The sequence below is a fragment of the Flagellimonas chongwuensis genome, from assembly GCF_013376415.1.
GTDB lineage: Bacteria > Bacteroidota > Bacteroidia > Flavobacteriales > Flavobacteriaceae > Flagellimonas > Flagellimonas chongwuensis.
Map to the genome: position 1 here is coordinate 64,371 of NZ_WYET01000004.1, position 16,053 is coordinate 80,423.

18 protein-coding genes are annotated in these 16,053 nt (G+C 39.2%); 9 read left to right on the plus strand and 9 right to left on the minus strand.

Features of this window, described 5'->3' with window-relative positions:
• Positions 1 to 29: 29 nt before the first annotated feature.
• Entirely contained in the window at positions 30 to 428 is a 399-nt protein-coding gene (locus GUA46_RS07380) for a helix-turn-helix transcriptional regulator (protein WP_176619943.1), read from the minus strand.
• A 283-nt stretch (positions 429 to 711) separates the two neighbouring features.
• On the opposite strand from GUA46_RS07380, the gene GUA46_RS07385 reads away from it, so the two are divergent.
• From GUA46_RS07385 to GUA46_RS07395, 3 genes are all read left to right on the plus strand, one after another.
• The gene (locus GUA46_RS07385) at positions 712 to 1,815 is read left to right on the plus strand and encodes a M14 family metallopeptidase (protein WP_176619944.1); all 1,104 of its coding nucleotides are present in this window, start codon (positions 712 to 714) and stop codon (positions 1,813 to 1,815) included.
• 99 nt (positions 1,816 to 1,914) lie between these two features.
• Positions 1,915 to 2,394 carry an Lrp/AsnC family transcriptional regulator gene (locus GUA46_RS07390; protein WP_108246105.1) on the plus strand — a complete coding sequence of 160 codons (480 nt, stop codon included), beginning with the start codon at positions 1,915 to 1,917 and terminating at the stop codon, positions 2,392 to 2,394.
• A gap of 16 nt (positions 2,395 to 2,410) precedes the next feature.
• Positions 2,411 to 2,929, plus strand: coding sequence for a DinB family protein (locus GUA46_RS07395; protein ID WP_108246104.1), 519 nt, complete (start codon positions 2,411 to 2,413; stop codon positions 2,927 to 2,929).
• A gap of 2 nt (positions 2,930 to 2,931) precedes the next feature.
• Here GUA46_RS07395 and GUA46_RS07400 read toward each other — a convergent pair whose 3' ends face one another.
• Together GUA46_RS07400 and aroB are read right to left on the minus strand one after the other, a co-directional pair.
• Positions 2,932 to 3,258, minus strand: a complete 327-nt coding sequence (locus tag GUA46_RS07400) for a hypothetical protein (protein ID WP_176619945.1) — start codon at positions 3,256 to 3,258, stop codon at positions 2,932 to 2,934.
• Positions 3,259 to 3,352: 94 nt separating this feature from the next.
• Positions 3,353 to 4,408 carry a 3-dehydroquinate synthase gene (aroB, locus tag GUA46_RS07405; RefSeq protein WP_176619946.1) on the minus strand — a complete coding sequence of 352 codons (1,056 nt, stop codon included), beginning with the start codon at positions 4,406 to 4,408 and terminating at the stop codon, positions 3,353 to 3,355.
• 522 nt (positions 4,409 to 4,930) lie between these two features.
• On the opposite strand from aroB, the gene GUA46_RS07410 reads away from it, so the two are divergent.
• The gene (locus GUA46_RS07410; RefSeq protein ID WP_176619947.1) at positions 4,931 to 6,103 is read left to right on the plus strand and encodes a proline dehydrogenase family protein; all 1,173 of its coding nucleotides are present in this window, start codon (positions 4,931 to 4,933) and stop codon (positions 6,101 to 6,103) included.
• Positions 6,104 to 6,117: 14 nt separating this feature from the next.
• Positions 6,118 to 6,990: a CPBP family intramembrane glutamic endopeptidase gene (locus tag GUA46_RS07415; protein ID WP_176619948.1), complete on the plus strand. Its 873-nt coding sequence runs from the start codon at positions 6,118 to 6,120 to the stop codon at positions 6,988 to 6,990.
• Between the two features lie 6 nt (positions 6,991 to 6,996).
• On the opposite strand, the gene GUA46_RS07420 is transcribed toward GUA46_RS07415, so the two are convergent.
• The 6 genes from GUA46_RS07420 to porX all read right to left on the minus strand — a co-directional run bounded on the left by GUA46_RS07420 (position 6,997) and on the right by porX (position 11,548).
• Entirely contained in the window at positions 6,997 to 7,377 is a 381-nt protein-coding gene (locus tag GUA46_RS07420; RefSeq protein ID WP_176619949.1) for a DUF4258 domain-containing protein, read from the minus strand.
• A gap of 4 nt (positions 7,378 to 7,381) precedes the next feature.
• Entirely contained in the window at positions 7,382 to 8,581 is a 1,200-nt protein-coding gene (locus GUA46_RS07425; protein WP_176619950.1) for an alanine dehydrogenase, read from the minus strand.
• Between the two features lie 45 nt (positions 8,582 to 8,626).
• Entirely contained in the window at positions 8,627 to 9,178 is a 552-nt protein-coding gene (locus GUA46_RS07430) for a hypothetical protein (RefSeq protein WP_108246097.1), read from the minus strand.
• Between the two features lie 95 nt (positions 9,179 to 9,273).
• Positions 9,274 to 9,405, minus strand: a complete 132-nt coding sequence (locus GUA46_RS16910; RefSeq protein WP_262889422.1) for a hypothetical protein — start codon at positions 9,403 to 9,405, stop codon at positions 9,274 to 9,276.
• Positions 9,406 to 9,580: 175 nt separating this feature from the next.
• Positions 9,581 to 9,997 (minus strand): tRNA (adenosine(37)-N6)-threonylcarbamoyltransferase complex ATPase subunit type 1 TsaE, encoded by a 417-nt coding sequence (gene tsaE / locus GUA46_RS07435; protein WP_176619951.1) that lies wholly within the window; start codon positions 9,995 to 9,997, stop codon positions 9,581 to 9,583.
• A 6-nt stretch (positions 9,998 to 10,003) separates the two neighbouring features.
• Complete coding sequence (porX, locus tag GUA46_RS07440) at positions 10,004 to 11,548, minus strand: T9SS response regulator signal transducer PorX (RefSeq protein ID WP_176619952.1); 1,545 nt, start codon at positions 11,546 to 11,548, stop codon at positions 10,004 to 10,006.
• Between the two features lie 37 nt (positions 11,549 to 11,585).
• Here porX and GUA46_RS07445 point away from each other — a divergent pair, with 37 nt between their 5' ends.
• From GUA46_RS07445 to lpxA, 4 genes are read left to right on the plus strand one after another with little or no spacing between them, the layout of a single operon-like run.
• Positions 11,586 to 12,809, plus strand: coding sequence for an HD domain-containing protein (locus GUA46_RS07445; protein WP_176619953.1), 1,224 nt, complete (start codon positions 11,586 to 11,588; stop codon positions 12,807 to 12,809).
• A 23-nt stretch (positions 12,810 to 12,832) separates the two neighbouring features.
• Positions 12,833 to 13,867, plus strand: a complete 1,035-nt coding sequence (lpxD, locus tag GUA46_RS07450; RefSeq protein WP_176619954.1) for a UDP-3-O-(3-hydroxymyristoyl)glucosamine N-acyltransferase — start codon at positions 12,833 to 12,835, stop codon at positions 13,865 to 13,867.
• Positions 13,851 to 15,263, plus strand: a complete 1,413-nt coding sequence (locus GUA46_RS07455; protein WP_176619955.1) for a bifunctional UDP-3-O-[3-hydroxymyristoyl] N-acetylglucosamine deacetylase/3-hydroxyacyl-ACP dehydratase — start codon at positions 13,851 to 13,853, stop codon at positions 15,261 to 15,263. The genes lpxD and GUA46_RS07455 overlap by 17 nt, the downstream gene beginning before the upstream one ends.
• The gene (gene lpxA, locus GUA46_RS07460) at positions 15,264 to 16,049 is read left to right on the plus strand and encodes an acyl-ACP--UDP-N-acetylglucosamine O-acyltransferase (protein ID WP_108246092.1); all 786 of its coding nucleotides are present in this window, start codon (positions 15,264 to 15,266) and stop codon (positions 16,047 to 16,049) included.
• Positions 16,050 to 16,053 lie beyond the last annotated feature (4 nt).

A 16,053-nucleotide genomic window follows, 5' to 3' on the forward strand; every position in this document is an offset into this window, starting at 1 on the left:
CACAAAGAAACGGAATGTAGTGGAAAGGTTCAATCCTTTTTTGCGTTGAATGTATCAAAAGTACCATCCGAATAAAACATAACTATTTTATAAGGCTCTTTGTTGTGTTCTTGTCCTGTGACAGATTCTCTTCTGATTGGTCCAGTCTTTAAATTTTCAATTTCAAGATCCGCTTTATTAGCAACAAGTTCTTCTTCAATATTATCTGTTTCAGGAAAATTTCCTTTTCCTTTCAACAACCAATCTAGTTTAACTTCGGGGTAGGTGTCCACCAATTTCAGGACAAAATCAAGACTTGGCTTATTTCTCCCATTCAGCAAATGGGACATACTTGAACGTTGCACACCAATCGCATCAGCAAAGGCAGAAACCGAGAGTTCTAGGTGCTCAATAACCCTCTCAATACGTGAGATAATTTCTTTGTTCACAAATGTAAATTTTACAAATCAAAGATACCAAATTACATCTCATATAGCATAAAACAAAGACGTTATTCGTATTTTTGTTTAATGTATTTCTCCATATAAAACTTAACATAGTGTTGATTTATAAATAATTACAATCAATTAATTTTATAGTGTTTACATTGTGCAATTCCGGGGCTATCTGTAAGATCACAACGATTACAATTGTATACAAAATGCGAATTGAATCTATTCACATTTGTAAATATAACTATGGTTACTTTTGTAAACTTCAATTGAAAACCTTATGCTCAACTATTCGTTGTTTAAAGAAAACTCCATTCAAGGACGATATATAAATATGGAATCCATACGGCCTTGTTTTGCTAAGATTCCATCAGTTGTGAAATGTATTGGCAAATCTGTCAATGGAGTTGATATTGATGCTTTTCAATTGGGAAAGGGGGAGAAAAAGATTCTAATGTGGTCCCAAATGCATGGCAATGAATCCACAACCTCAAAAGCGGTCTGGGATTTAGTGAACTTTTTAAACTCTAATGAGCCCGCTGCAATACATATAATGGAAGAGTGTACCATTATGATAGTGCCAATGCTGAACCCTGATGGCGCCAAAGCATACACACGTGTTAATAGCAATGATATTGATCTTAACCGCGATGCCAAGAATTTAACGCAACCTGAAAGCATTGCTTTTCGAGAATTGTTCGAATCATTCCAACCCGATTTCTGCTTTAACCTGCATGACCAACGCACCTTGTTCAGTGCGGGAAAAACAAACAAGCCGGCCACAGTATCTTTTCTATCGCCCGCCAGCAATAAGGAACGGCACATAACGCCAAACCGTGAAGTGGCGATGAAATTGATTGCTGCCATGAACTATATGCTCCAAACGCGTATTCCCGGGCAGGTGGGACGCTATGATGATGGTTTCAACGACAATTGTATAGGGGATACCCTTCAAATGTTGGGTGTGCCTACCATTTTATTTGAAGCGGGGCATTATCCGGAAGATTATGAACGTGAGAAAACAAGGGAGCTTATTTTTTTCTCGCTCGTAGAGGTTCTTGGAATAATTTCGGAAGACCGAATCAATGATTTTAAGACAGGGGATTATTTCTCCATTCCAAATAACGACAAACTTTTTTTTGATGTTTTAGTAAAGCATCCCGAAGCGGTGAATGCCGAGTTTGAAGAGGGACATTCGGTAGGAATTCGATATAAAGAAGTGTTGGAAAATAAAAAAATCATTTTTCAACCAGAGATTGCTGAAATTGGGCTGCTGGAAGGTTTTTATGGGCACCTGACCATAGAATGTGTTGATTCCAAGGATTTTGGGTTTGAATCCTCCCAGAAAGAAATCCTCGATTTGCTTCTGAAAATCAATAAATAAAAGGAGTTTATCGGATGTTCTTGCATATTATTTAAAAAAGAACCATTTTTATTACGTAAATTTCCTTTTTTAACTACTTTTGCTGCAAAATTCAACGTAATGAACAAAGTTAAACTAGACGAGATAGATCATCAGATTTTGGATATGTTAATCGATAACACCCGTACACCCTTTACGGATATCGCAAAGAAATTGCTGATTTCTGCAGGTACGGTTCATGTCCGAGTCAAAAAAATGGAGGAGTCCGGAATCATTAAAGGCTCTTCCCTTACCCTGGATTACGTAAAGCTAGGGTACTCATTCATCGCCTATGTGGGCATTTTCTTGGAAAAAACACACCAAACAAAATTTGTTTTGGAAAGATTGAGCCAAATACCATACGTTACCGTAGCGCACATTACAACAGGGAAGTTCAATATTTTCTGCAAAATCCGTGCACGGGACACTACACATGCCAAAAACATCATTTTTAAGATAGATGATATTGAAGGTATAAGCAGAACGGAAACAATGATTTCCTTGGAAGAGAGTATCAACGATAAGAGACGTTTGATGCACACCATCTTCAACGAGCTGTAAGCACCTCACAATATTTATGGTACCATCAGAACTTCCATCTTCTGAATACAATCCATTTTACCAGACCTATATCATGGCACTGGGCAATGTGGAATTGCTTGATGAGTTAAAGAACGGAAAAAAAACTTTTTTGTCCGTCTTTGAAGAAATACCAGAGGAAAGATTAAATTATGCCTATGCCGAGGGCAAATGGTCCTTGGCGGAGGCATTGGTACATATGATCGATACGGAACGTATTTTTCAATACAGGGCGCTTTGTTTTGCAAGGAACGACAAAACACCCTTGCCCGGTTTTGATCAGGATAATTACGTCCCCTTTTCCAATGCAGCAAACCGTTCCAAGCAAAGTTTAATTGAGGAGTACAAAGCGGTCAGGGAAGCAACGATTTCTCTTTTTGCCTCATTCGACGATGAAGCCATAAAAAGAATAGGGTTGGCCAGTGGTTCTAGAATGAGTGTTAGAGCCCTTGGTTTTATTATATGTGGGCATCAAACACATCACCTTCACATTATCCAAGAACGTTATTTGGATTGATATCAATAGTCCTCATCTTCGCCCATCTCTTCTGAGGTGGTTTCAAAATTTTCAAAAGAATCCTGCTCAAATTCAGAAGCTATCAATTCCTTATCGAGTTCCTTTTCTATAGTTTCCTCGAAACTGGCTATAAAATTAGAAAGGCTCTTACTGATTTTCACCAAATATAGGGTGTCTTCCGTTTGGACTTCCACTGCATCGATTACTTCCCCATTTGGTTTTTTTATGGTAATAATATCATCGTCCCCGTAACCATCAGGATAGGAGTCAATTAGTTTTGCAGCCACATCATGGCTCAACTTTTTGTAGTCAATCAAAATTCGTTTCATAATGGTTAGTTATTAAAAGTGTTCCTAAACTAGGAATTTTCGAATCTGATGAACTCAAAGAGTTGTAAACGTAAAAAAGAAGTATATAAAAAGTTTATTCCTTGTAGTAAGCGAAGGCTTTGGAAAACAATTCTTCAGGGATTTTTATGTCCGTAGCAGCATTGCCGATGTCCTGGAGCAATACAAAATTTACATTGCCGTGCGAATTCTTCTTATCGTATTTGAGTAACTGTAGAATTGCATCAATATCATCTTCGGTAAACTCGACTTTGTCAAAATAAGTTAGGAACGCCTTCTTGATTTCGTCCAGAGCCAATTTTGAAAGCCCTCTAAGCTCATGCGATAAATAACCTTCCAAAATCATCCCAGCAGCAATTGCCTCTCCGTGCAACAATGTTTTTTTATTGGGATTGTCCAAGCAATAGGATTCGATAGCGTGGCCCAAGGTATGCCCAAAATTTAGGATTTTACGCACCCCTTGCTCTGTTGGGTCCTGTAAAACAACATCATTTTTAATTGCGATAGACTTTTGGATACGAGCCGCATCTGTAAAGTCTGCTTTAGCTACGATATCTTCCCAATACGCTTTGTCTCGGATGAGACCATGTTTCAGCATTTCCGCATATCCGCTTTTCGTTTGGCGTGCATCGAGTGTTTTTAGAAATTTAGGGAAAATCAAAACCATCTGTGGCTGATTGATGACACCAACTTGATTTTTTAACGAGCCAAGGTCAACCCCCGTTTTGCCACCAATGGACGCATCCACCATAGAGAGCAGGGTAGTGGGGATATTGATAAAATCGATTCCTCTTTTAAAAGTTGAGGCTACAAATCCTCCCATATCGGTCAGTACGCCACCTCCAAGATTGATCAGGATACTTTTGCGGTCACCATCAAAATTGGAAAGATCCTCCCAAAGTTGCAAACAGGTGTGAATATGCTTGTTTTCCTCCCCGGATTTTATTTCAAGTAGGGAATCAATGCTATGGTCAAAGATTTCTTTAAAAATAGGCAAACAATGCTCCTTGGTGTTTTCGTCCACCAATAGGAATATTTTTGAATAATTTTTATTGGCAATATGCTGGTTAATCGCCGCTTTTGCCAATTCATCTAAATGTACTTCGTAGGATTGTGATTTTACCGACTCCATAATTTTAATTACACCACTAAATAAAGACTATTTTTATATTTACGCCCCTTGTTGGCTAACTTATATCAATATCTTAATGGGTTGATTCTTTTTTTGCTGATTATGTTATATTCGGAACAAGCTAGTTAACAAAAAGAATTCGTCACTTTTATAGCAATCCTGTTTGGCTGAAGTCCATACCCACTAAACTAATTTGTTTTTTCTTCTGGTGAACCACCTTGTTTCTTGTGAATCCATGTTGGATAAAAATCTGCATGGTTTAAGTTAATTTTTATCTTTTCCAGTGCAAAAATATAGAATCTGCGTGACTATATTTGGAAGCGTAAATGCATAGGTTTTGAATAGATTTTTCATTCAACAACAAGGCATTTTCAAAATAAGAAATACTGTTCTGGTTTTCAATGTTTTGAGTTGAGGAATTATGTAGAAGAATACATCTTGAACTTATCGATCCCGTGTTCCAAGCATTAAAAATCAGAAAATATAGAACAATAGACCTAGGGTCTTAATGCCTAGTTTTGAATGCGACCGAATTTTGAGAACACTGCCATAGCTTTTGAGCTAAAGTCGGACTCCCAGTTGGAGCGAGCTTATTTTCTTTTTAAAATGATTTCCATAGAACCTTTGGTTAAGATAGGAACCGCCTTGACAAATGTTGCCATAAAAGCCCATTTGCCTGTAGAGGGATTGATTAGGACCACAGTATTCGACCATTTTTGTGGTGGCGTAAACGAAAAGGACTGTTTGCCCATTATAGATAATATGTATGGTAACGGAGTTTGTTCCGTACTCGATTATTCTGCCGAGGGGAAATCAGTGGACAATCAGTTTGATTTTGCCATGGAAAAAACCTTGGAAATCTTGGATTTTGTCAAAGAAAAGGACGCTTTGCCCTTTGCTGTTTTTAAACCTACCGGTTTTGGAAGGTTTAAATTGTTCGAAAAAGTTACTGCCGGCACCAAGTTGACAGAAAAGGAACAGGCTGAATGGGGGAGAATCGTAAACAGGTTCGAAAAAGTCTGCCAAAAAGCCCACAATCTTGATGTTTCCCTTTTAATTGATGCCGAGGAAAGTTGGATGCAAGATGCAGCCGATGATTTGGTTTTGGACATGATGCGCAAGTACAACAAGGAAAAAGCAGTTGTCTTCAACACCTTCCAGATGTACCGTTGGGACCGTATGGGCTACATCATAAAATTACACGAAGTTGCCAAAGAAGAAGGTTTTAAAATTGGCGCTAAAGTGGTTCGCGGTGCCTACATGGAGAAAGAGAATGACAGGGCCGACGATAAAGGTTATGAAAGTCCTATCTGCAAAAGCAAACGATTAACCGATGAGAACTTTGATGCTGCCATTGATTATATGATGGAGCACTTGGAGTATTTTTCCATATTCGCTGGAACCCATAACGAGCAAAGTACCCTCAAATTGGTAGATTTAATGGAGGAGCGTAAAGTTCCTGAAAATGACGCTAGGATTTGGTTCGGTCAGTTGTTCGGGATGAGCGATCATATTACCTATAACTTGGCCGCCAGTGGTTATAACTCTGTAAAATATATTCCATACGGGCCCGTTCGTGACGTAATGCCCTATTTGATAAGACGAGCAGAAGAAAACACCTCCGTCGCCGGGCAAACCTCCAGGGAACTTACCTTGATTACCAAAGAGCGGAAACGCAGGAAGATGGAAGATTGAACTATAAGTGTGTAATGGAGGAAAATGATATAAAGGGTTGGCAGCGTGTACTCCTATTAGTTTTACCCTATTTATTTTTTGTGGGTATTTTTCAATTTGTAGGTATGGTCGTTTCTGGGCAGGAGACTTCCGTGGCTGAAGTTGGGATTCAGGAAGAGACAACCCTTCAAAGAATTATTGTTGCCGCGTTTGGATTAATGGGTTTTCTTTTGCTTATCTCCTTGTTCATGAAATATGTGGACAAAAAGTCCTTCCTTGATCTTGGCCTTTATTTTAAAAATAACGGCAAGGATATTTTATTTGGGGTTTTAGCGGGTCTTTTAATAATGGGCATGGGGTATGGCTTGCTTATTTTGTTTGGACAATTGGAGTTCAAAGAAATGAATTTCATAGGAATTGAATTTCTTTTGACACTAGTGCTGTATACTATTGTTTCCTTTTCGGAAGAGATTTTGTTAAGAGGTTATATTCTTCGCAATTTCATGGAATCGATGAACAATTTTTTGGCTTTACTCCTTTCAGCTATACTGTTCTCTATAATGCACTCAGCTAATCCGAATATTTCATGGATAGGATTTGTCAACTTGTTTTTGGCAGGAATTATTATGGGCTTACCTTACATTTACACTCAAAGTCTCTGGTTTCCCATTGCATTTCACTTCAGTTGGAACTTTTTTCAATCATTGTTTGGGTTTAACGTAAGCGGGATGAATTCATATTCATTGATTGAATTTTCGTTTTCCGAAAGAAATATAATTAATGGAGGTGATTTTGGGTTTGAAGGATCTTTATTATCAATATTATTACAGATATCTTTGATTTTCACTCTGTACTTCACCTATAGACAAAGTAAGCAAAAAAATAATTTGACCAAAATAGTTAACTAAAAAACATCAATCATCTCGATTATTGTACACATTTTCAATGATTATCTTCTCCTCACAATTCTTGGCCTTTAATTCCAGTTCCTGACCCTTGTATTCATGAGAAATATAATAGGTTTTGCAGGGTTCGGATTTGGTATCGCTCTTTCCAAAATCCACATTTCCGTCTTTTAAAAAGGACTTAATTATCAGGGTATCCTGATATTGTTCGGGAAGCGATTCAGAGAAAATCAGTAGTTTTGAGCGCATGTCCTTGAGTACTCTGCAATTGGGTAAATAGCAAAAATCCAATCCTTCCTCACCTGATTTTTTCTTCAATATAAAAACCAAAAAAATCAATCCAATGGACAGTCCAACCAAGTACCATCCCAATCGTTTTAAAAATGCCATTTATTTAAAAAATAAGAAAGTTAATATCGTTGTAGCTCAGGCCGAACCAATCACCTACGGATTTGTTCGTTAAAATCCCGTGATACATGTAAAGTCCATTGCGCAGGCCTTTATCAAATCTTAACGAGTGTTCTAGACCGCCCTCTTCACCGATTTTCAACAAATAGGGTGTAAAAATATTGCTAATGGAAATGGAGGAAGTCCTTGGATACCGCGAAGGAATGTTGGGCACCCCGTAATGAATGACTCCATATTTCTCGAAAGTCGATTTTCTGTGTGTAGTTACCTCAGAAGTTTCAAAACAGCCTCCCATATCAATACTTACATCGATGATCACGGCACCTTTTTTCATGTTTTCCACCATTGATCGGGAAACCACAACAGGAGAACGGTCCTTTCCGCGCGTGGCGCCGATGGCCACATCACAACGCTTTAGGGATTTCAATAAATTTTTGGGCTGTACAGTGGAGGTGTATACCGTTTGCTTTAAATTAGCCTGCAGTGCTCTCAATTTACTGATAGAGTTGTCAAAGACCTTAATGTTGGCACCTAGTCCAATAGCGGACCTAGCCGCAAACTCTCCCACAGTTCCGGCACCGATTATCACTACTTCAATTGGTGGAACGCCGCTAATGTTGCCAAACATCAATCCGTTGCCCGTGTTGGGGTTTGATATTAGTTCGGAGGCTATCAAAATAGAGGAAGTCCCAGCTATTTCACTTAATGAACGTACTGCTGGATAGTTACCATCATCATCCCGTATATATTCAAAAGCTATGGCCGTTAACCTGCTTTTGGCCATTTTTTCAAAATACTCCTTGTTTTGGGTCTTTATCTGGAGTGCAGAGATAACAATGGTCTGCGGATTCAACATTTCAATTTCCGAAAGAGTAGGGGGTTCCACTTTTAAAATGATGGGGCAGGAGAAAACTTTCTTTGTATCTCTGGTTATTTCCGCACCCGCATTGGTATAATCAATATCGGAAAAATTGGCACCTTCCCCAGCTCCGGATTCCAGCAATACTCGATGTCCGTTGGCTGTAATGGCATTGACGGCATCTGGAGTAAGGCAAACCCGCTTTTCTTGATACTGGTTTTCTTTGGGTATACCGATAAAAAGTTCGCCTTTTTGTTTAGTGACCTCCAAGGTTTCTTCTTGGGGAAGCAATTGTTGTTTGCTAAATGGGGAGGAAGCGTGGCTCATATGGAGTAAATCTATGCAAGATGCCGATTTGACATTTGAGCAAATTTACATTTTTTTTGAAACGCTCTTTTGACGCTGTTCCAATTTCTCGCGTTCCTTGCGTAATTCTTCTTTCTCCTTTAAAATTTGAAGTTCGGTATCCATAGCATCCAAATCGATTCCATGTACGTGCTTGTCCACCAGTTTTATTCTTATAAAATATACCACAGGTACAACAACCATGGTGACTGCCACAACATACAGAATCTCATTCTCATCGATTCGTTCACTATTTGAATAGTTCAATGCAGTGAATAATTGAAAACTGTACATGGACAATGGAATCAATATGGCATGGTACCACCAATTTTTGGAGGTAACAAACCATATCACCAATAGTAACAAAGGAACAAATTTATTGAAGTAATAATAAATTGCAGTAGAGACCTCACCAAAATTATTTTCTTTGAACTCAATACCAAAATAAGTCCAAGTGGTGCTGCCTGGCGGAATGGGAAGATATTTATAACAATAAAATAGAATGGGAGTTATAGCGATTATAAATGCTACGGCCCCTTCAATTATAAACCTTTTTCTTACAGTAGACTTTTTGCTCATCACTCTTGTAAACTCAAAAAATCCATGAATATTGTAAAAAAATAACCCCTTCTTGAAAAAAAAGGGGTTAAACGGTTGTTGGATAAAGAAGTAACTTAGATTTTAACTAATTTCTTCTTTTCAATGCTTACTGTTTGATTGTCGTCAAAAGTAACTGTAGTAGATACAGCGGTCATTGCCAAAAATGCAACAGCTAGCAATCCAAAAAAAACTTTTTTAGTGTTCATCGTAAAAGAGTTTTTGGTTAATAAATGAATTAATTCACATTGCAAATGTAGGAAAATATTTCAACCCACCATACGTTTTACCGATAAAATTGGTTTTTAAACGCAAAAAATCAACGTTTTATCGAAAAACACTTGATCTGTGCAATAATTTTTTTGAAGATATACCAATACTATTTTAGGAAATATTTAACTCGATTGAACGTGTGCTTTCCTCGATAAAGTGCAGGAATACGCTTACGGCATCATTGGGAAGCAATGAAGGTATTTTTTCTGGCCACTCAATAAACAACCAAGCATCGGAGTTTAAATAATCTTCAAAACCAATGTCCAGTGCTTCCATTTCATCATTAAGTCGATAAAAATCAAAATGATAGGCTAGGGGAGTATCATTAACATCGGAATATTCATTTACCAAACCAAATGTGGGGCTACTGGCAACATCCATCGCTCCAAGTTCTTTAACCAAAGCTTTTACCAAAGTGGTCTTGCCCACGCCCATTTCACCGTATAAGCACACAACTTTACCCGGTGCTTTTTTCAAAAACTCTTTGGCCACATCGTGGATTTCGTTCAATTGAAAAGTTCTCTTCACTCCAATTTATTTAGGGTCCAAAACTACAAAAGGGACAATCATTTCTTCCAAAGAAACACCACCATGTTGATAGGTATTCCGATAGTAACTTACATAATGATTGTAATTGTTCGGATAGGCAAAAAACAGGTCGTTCTTAGCAAAAATGAAACTGCTGCTCAAATTAATGTTGGGCAAATGGATTTCCTGTGGATTCTTGGTAGCCAACACGTCCTTGTCCTGATACGTGAGACTTCGTCCAGTTTTATAGCGAAGATTCAAACTGGTCTCACGGTCGCCGATTACCTTGGAGGGCTGGTTTACATTAATGGTCCCGTGATCTGTGGTCAAAATCAGTTTCATGCCCAATGTTTGGGCCTGCTGGATAATCTCCAGTAACGGTGAGTTTTTGAACCAGCTCAAGGTAAGCGACCGATAGGCCTTATCGTTGGAGGCCAACTCTTTTACCACTTCCATTTCGGTTTTGGAATGGGAGAGCATGTCCACAAAGTTGTAGACCACCACAGTTAGGTCATTGTTTTTTTGGGTCTTAAAATTCTGGGCGAGTTGTTTCCCTTGTTTAAGATTGCTTATTTTATGGTATTCCCATTTAAGGTTCAATCCCAACCTTTTCAGTTGTTCTCCTAAAAACTCTGATTCATGCAGGTTTTTGCCGCCTTCGTCGGTATCGTTTTTCCACCAGTCTGGATAACGCTTTTCCATTTCGGAGGGCATCAAACCGGAAAAAAGTGCGTTACGGGCATATTGAGTCGCCGTTGGCAGAATGCTGAAATAGGCGCATTCTTGCTTCTTCTTATAGTGAACGGACAATGTTTTTTCAAAAGCCAACCATTGGTCATACCTTAAATTATCTATGACCACCATAAGAGTTTTGCTATCATCAAGCTCGGGGACTACTTTGCTTTTAAAAAGGGTATGGGACATCACAGGAGCTTCACCGTCCTTGAACCAACTCTTGTAGTTCTTATCTACAAACTTGCCGAACTGCGAATTGGCCTCCACTTTTTGGGATTCCAAAATTTCGAACATGCCCGAATCTTCGATTTGTTCCAGTTCCAACTCCCAATAAATCAATTTCTTGTACAGTTCTACCCACTCCTCTTGCGTATTGATCATGGAAAGATCCATGGCTATTTTACGGAATTCCTGTTGGTAATTGGCCGTGGTCTTTTCTGAGACCAAGCGTGAATTGTCCAAACTCTTTTTTAAGGAAAGAAGGATTTGATTTGGATTCACGGGCTTGATCAAATAATCTGCTATTTTGGACCCAATGGCTTCGTCCATAATATATTCCTCTTCACTTTTGGTGATCATTACAACCGGAATGGAGCCATCATACTTCTTAATTTCTGTCAAGGTTTCCAAGCCGGACAGTCCGGGCATGTTCTCATCCAAAAAAACAATGTCAAAAAAAGTATTTGTCACTTCTTCAATGGCATCTTGTCCACTTTGGCTGGTCACTACCTTGTAGCCCTTGCTCTCTAGGAATAATATATGGGGTTTTAATAGGTCTATTTCATCATCGACCCAAAGAATTGTTATCTTGTTCATATAGTGTTTATCTTTGTGGGAAATAAAACAAAAATCCTTGGTAAAAACCAATAAACTTAATGTTTTCAACGACCCAATTTACGGTTTTATTGGAACTCCCAACGAACTAATTTTTAGCCTTATATCGCATCCTTACTTTCAAAGGTTGAGACGGATATCCCAAATGGGATTGTCCTATTTGGTCTATCCAGGTGCGCATCACACGCGCTTCCATCATGCATTGGGCAGTATGCATTTAATGACGAAGGCCATTCAGGTGTTAAAGTTAAAAAATGTAGAAATCACTAAAGAAGAAGAGGAAGGATTATTATGTGCCATTTTGCTGCATGATATAGGCCACGGCCCATTTTCACATGCTTTGGAAGGTTTTGTGGCCAAAGAAATTAGCCACGAGCAGATTTCCTTGAAATTTATGATGGAACTCAATAAGGAGTTTAATGGACAATTGGATATCGCCATTTCCATCTTTAAGGGAGATTATCCCAAACCTTTTTTAAATCAGTTAGTATCCAGTCAATTGGACATGGATCGTTTAGATTACTTAAAAAGAGATAGCTTCTACTCAGGTGTCACGGAAGGGAACATAAATTCGGAGCGGTTGATTTCCATGTTGAATGTAGTCGACGGCAACTTAGTTGTGGAAGAGAAAGCCATTTATGCGGTAGAAAAGTTTTTGATGGCCCGTAGATTCATGTATTGGCAGGTGTACCTGCACAAAACGGGATTGGTAGCAGAGCAACTACTGGTTCGTATAATGCAGCGCGCAAGATTTCTGCTTAGTCAAGGGGAGCAACTAGCCGCAAGCGAACCTTTGCTATTTTTTCTGAAGAATAACCATTCTTTGGATTTCAATACCCAAATTCTGAAGACTTTTGCCCAACTGGATGATATAGATATTATGGGCGCTCTAAAAAATTGGCAGTTCCATGATGATTTTGTGTTATCCAAGCTATGTGAAATGTTATTGAACAGACGACTTTTGCATATTAAAATCAAAAAGCGACCCATTGCGACGGAAAAATTGGATGAAAAGTTGGAATGGATCACCAAAAAGCATGATCTTTCCGTTGAAGAAGCATCCAATTTCGTATTCCAGGGAGAAATATCCAATAAAGCATACAGTAAGGATGAGGCCATTCAAATTTTAAAAAACAACGGAAAAATTTCAGATGTAGTTAAGGAGTCTGACCAGCTCAGCCTAAAAGCGCTTGCCGAAACGGTAACCAAATATTACAGCTGTTATCCAAAGAAAGCCGTTTAACAAATTTTGTTACTTTTGCACCAATGAAATTTACAGCTACCCAAATTGCCGGAATCTTAGAAGGGGAAGTTGAGGGAAATCCTCAAATCGCTGTCCATAAATTGTCCAAGATCGAAGAAGGAGAGCAAGGCTCACTGACCTTTTTGGCCAATCCAAAATACACCTCCTACATTTATTCCACCAAAGCATCCATCACCATTGTGAACAAGGATTTTGTGCCGGAGCAATCCGTTTCCACTACACTTATTAAAGTGGAAGACGCATATAAATCATTTTCAAAACTATTGGAGTATTACAATCAGGTAAAAAACAATAAGATAGGAGTGGAAAATCCCTGCTACATATCCGAAACTGCGAAATATGGGGAAGGGTTTTACTTAGGTGCATTCGCTTATTTGGGTGATAATGTAAAAATCGGGGACAATGTAAAAATATACCCAAACGCATACATTGGCGATAATGTGAGCATTGGCAACAACGTTATTGTTTTTGCCGGAGCAAAAATATACTCGGAAACCATTATTGGAAACAATTGTGTAATCCATGGTGGAGCGATTATTGGGGCGGACGGATTTGGTTTTACCCCTAATTCCAACGGCGAATACAGTAAAGTGCCCCAGACGGGGAACGTAATCATAGAAGACAATGTAGATGTTGGTGCAGGCACTACTATTGACCGCGCCACATTAGGTTCCACCATATTGAGAAAGGGCGTAAAACTGGATAACCAGATCCAGATTGCGCACAACGTTGAAATTGGAGAACATACTGCCATTGCAGCCCAGACAGGGGTGGCAGGTTCCACCAAAATAGGAAAAAACTGTTTGATAGGAGGTCAGGTAGGAATCGTTGGGCACATCACCATAGGTGATAGGGTCCGAATCCAAGCCCAATCAGGAATCGGAAGAAACGTAAAAGATGATGAAGCCCTTCAAGGTTCACCAGCATTGAACTATGGAGACTTCAACAAATCATATGTACACTTTAAGAATTTGCCCAAACTGGCAAGTCAAATCTCTAACATAGAAAAAAGAGTTGAAGGTGAGCAAACCAAGTAACAAACAACGCACCATTGGCAAAAAAGTAACGCTCCAAGGTGTAGGACTACATACGGGAGAAAACGTAACCATGAGCTTTTTGCCCGCGGACGAAAATCACGGTTTTGCGTTCCAAAGAATTGATTTGGAAGGCGAACCCATTATTGAGGCCGATGCCAACTACGTAGTAAATACCCAAAGAGGCACCAATCTTGAAAAGAACGGAGTTAAAATTCATACCTCGGAGCATGTTCTAGCAGCTTTGGTCGGATTGGACATTGATAACGTTCTTATTGAGCTCGATGCTCCCGAACCACCGATTATGGATGGTTCCTCCAAGTTTTTTGTGAAAGCTTTGGAAGAAGCTGGTATCGTGGAACAAGAGGAAGAAAGGGAAGAATATGTTGTAAAAGATGTGATTTCCTATAAAGATGAAACCACCGGTAGCGAAATCACCATTATTCCTTCGGATGAATACCAAGTGACTACCATGGTGGATTTTGGAACCAAGGTTCTGGGCACTCAGAATGCCACTTTGGAAAAAATGTCCGATTTCAAGGAAGAAATAGCCGATTCCCGTACATTCAGTTTTCTTCATGAACTTGAAATGTTATTGGAGAACGGCCTAATTAAAGGTGGTGACCTGAACAACGCCATCGTTTATGTGGACAAAGAAATTTCCGAGTCTACCATGAAAAAATTGGAGAAGGCTTTTGGTAAAGAGAAACTATCCGTAAAGCCCAATGGAATTTTGGACAATCTAACCCTCCATCACCCAAACGAAGCAGCAAGACATAAGTTGCTAGACGTTATCGGTGATTTGGCCTTGGCAGGAACACGTATTCGTGGAAAAGTCATTGCTAACAAACCTGGACATTTCGTGAACACACAGTTTGCCAAAAAACTGTCCAAAATCATCAAAATAGAAAAGAGGAACAAAGTTCCCAGCTATGATTTGAATCAAGAGCCTTTAATGGACGTGAACGAAATCATGGCAAGGTTGCCGCACCGTCCACCATTTTTATTGGTCGATAAAATTTTGGAACTTTCCGACTCACATGTTGTCGGGGTCAAAAATGTGACCATGAACGAGCCATTTTTTGTTGGCCACTTCCCCGGAGCGCCTGTTATGCCAGGGGTATTGCAGGTTGAAGCCATGGCCCAAACTGGAGGGATACTTGTTTTGAGCACGGTTCCGGACCCTGAGAATTACCTGACTTTCTTTATGAAGATAGACAAGGTGAAATTTAAGCAACAAGTGGTTCCCGGTGATACATTAATATTTAAATGTGATTTGATTTCTCCGATCAGGAGAGGAATCTGCCATATGCAAGCCTACGCTTATGCCAATGGCAAATTAGTGTCCGAAGCTGAACTGATGGCCCAAATCGTTAAAACAAAAAACACAGATTCGTAAATGAACCAACCCTTAGCATATGTACACCCAGGAGCCAAAATCGCCAAAAATGTGGTGATTGAGCCCTTTACCACGATACATAACAACGTAACGATAGGAGAGGGAACTTGGATTGGTTCCAACGTTACCATAATGGAAGGTGCCCGAATAGGAAAAAACTGCAGTATTTTCCCAGGAGCCGTTATTTCCGCTATGCCCCAAGACCTTAAATATCAAGGTGAGGAGACTACAGTTGTAATTGGTGACAATACCACGATTAGAGAATGTGCCACGATTAATAAAGGTACTTCCGACCGTATGAAAACGGTGATTGGAAACAATTGTTTAATTATGGCCTATTGCCATGTCGCACACGATTGTTTTGTGGGCGATGGCTGTATCTTCAGTAACAATTCCACATTGGCAGGTCATGTTACCATTGGTCAAAATGTTGTTTTGGCAGGAATGGTAGCCGTGCATCAGTTTGTATCCATTGGAAACCATGCCTTTGTAACCGGTGGTTCTTTGGTTCGTAAAGATGTGCCTCCCTACGTAAAAGCAGCAAGGGAGCCCCTTTCTTATGTGGGTATCAATTCCATTGGATTACGAAGAAGAGGTTTCGAGTCCGACAAGATTCGTGAGATTCAAAATATTTATAGACTGCTCTATCAACAAAATTATAACAATTCCCAAGCAGCATCCATTATTGAAGCTGAAATGGAGGCAACTCCAGAGCGAGATGAGATTCTTCAATTTATACGAGATTCGCAGCGTGGAATTATGAAAGGTTATTTCAGTTCAAATTAAATTT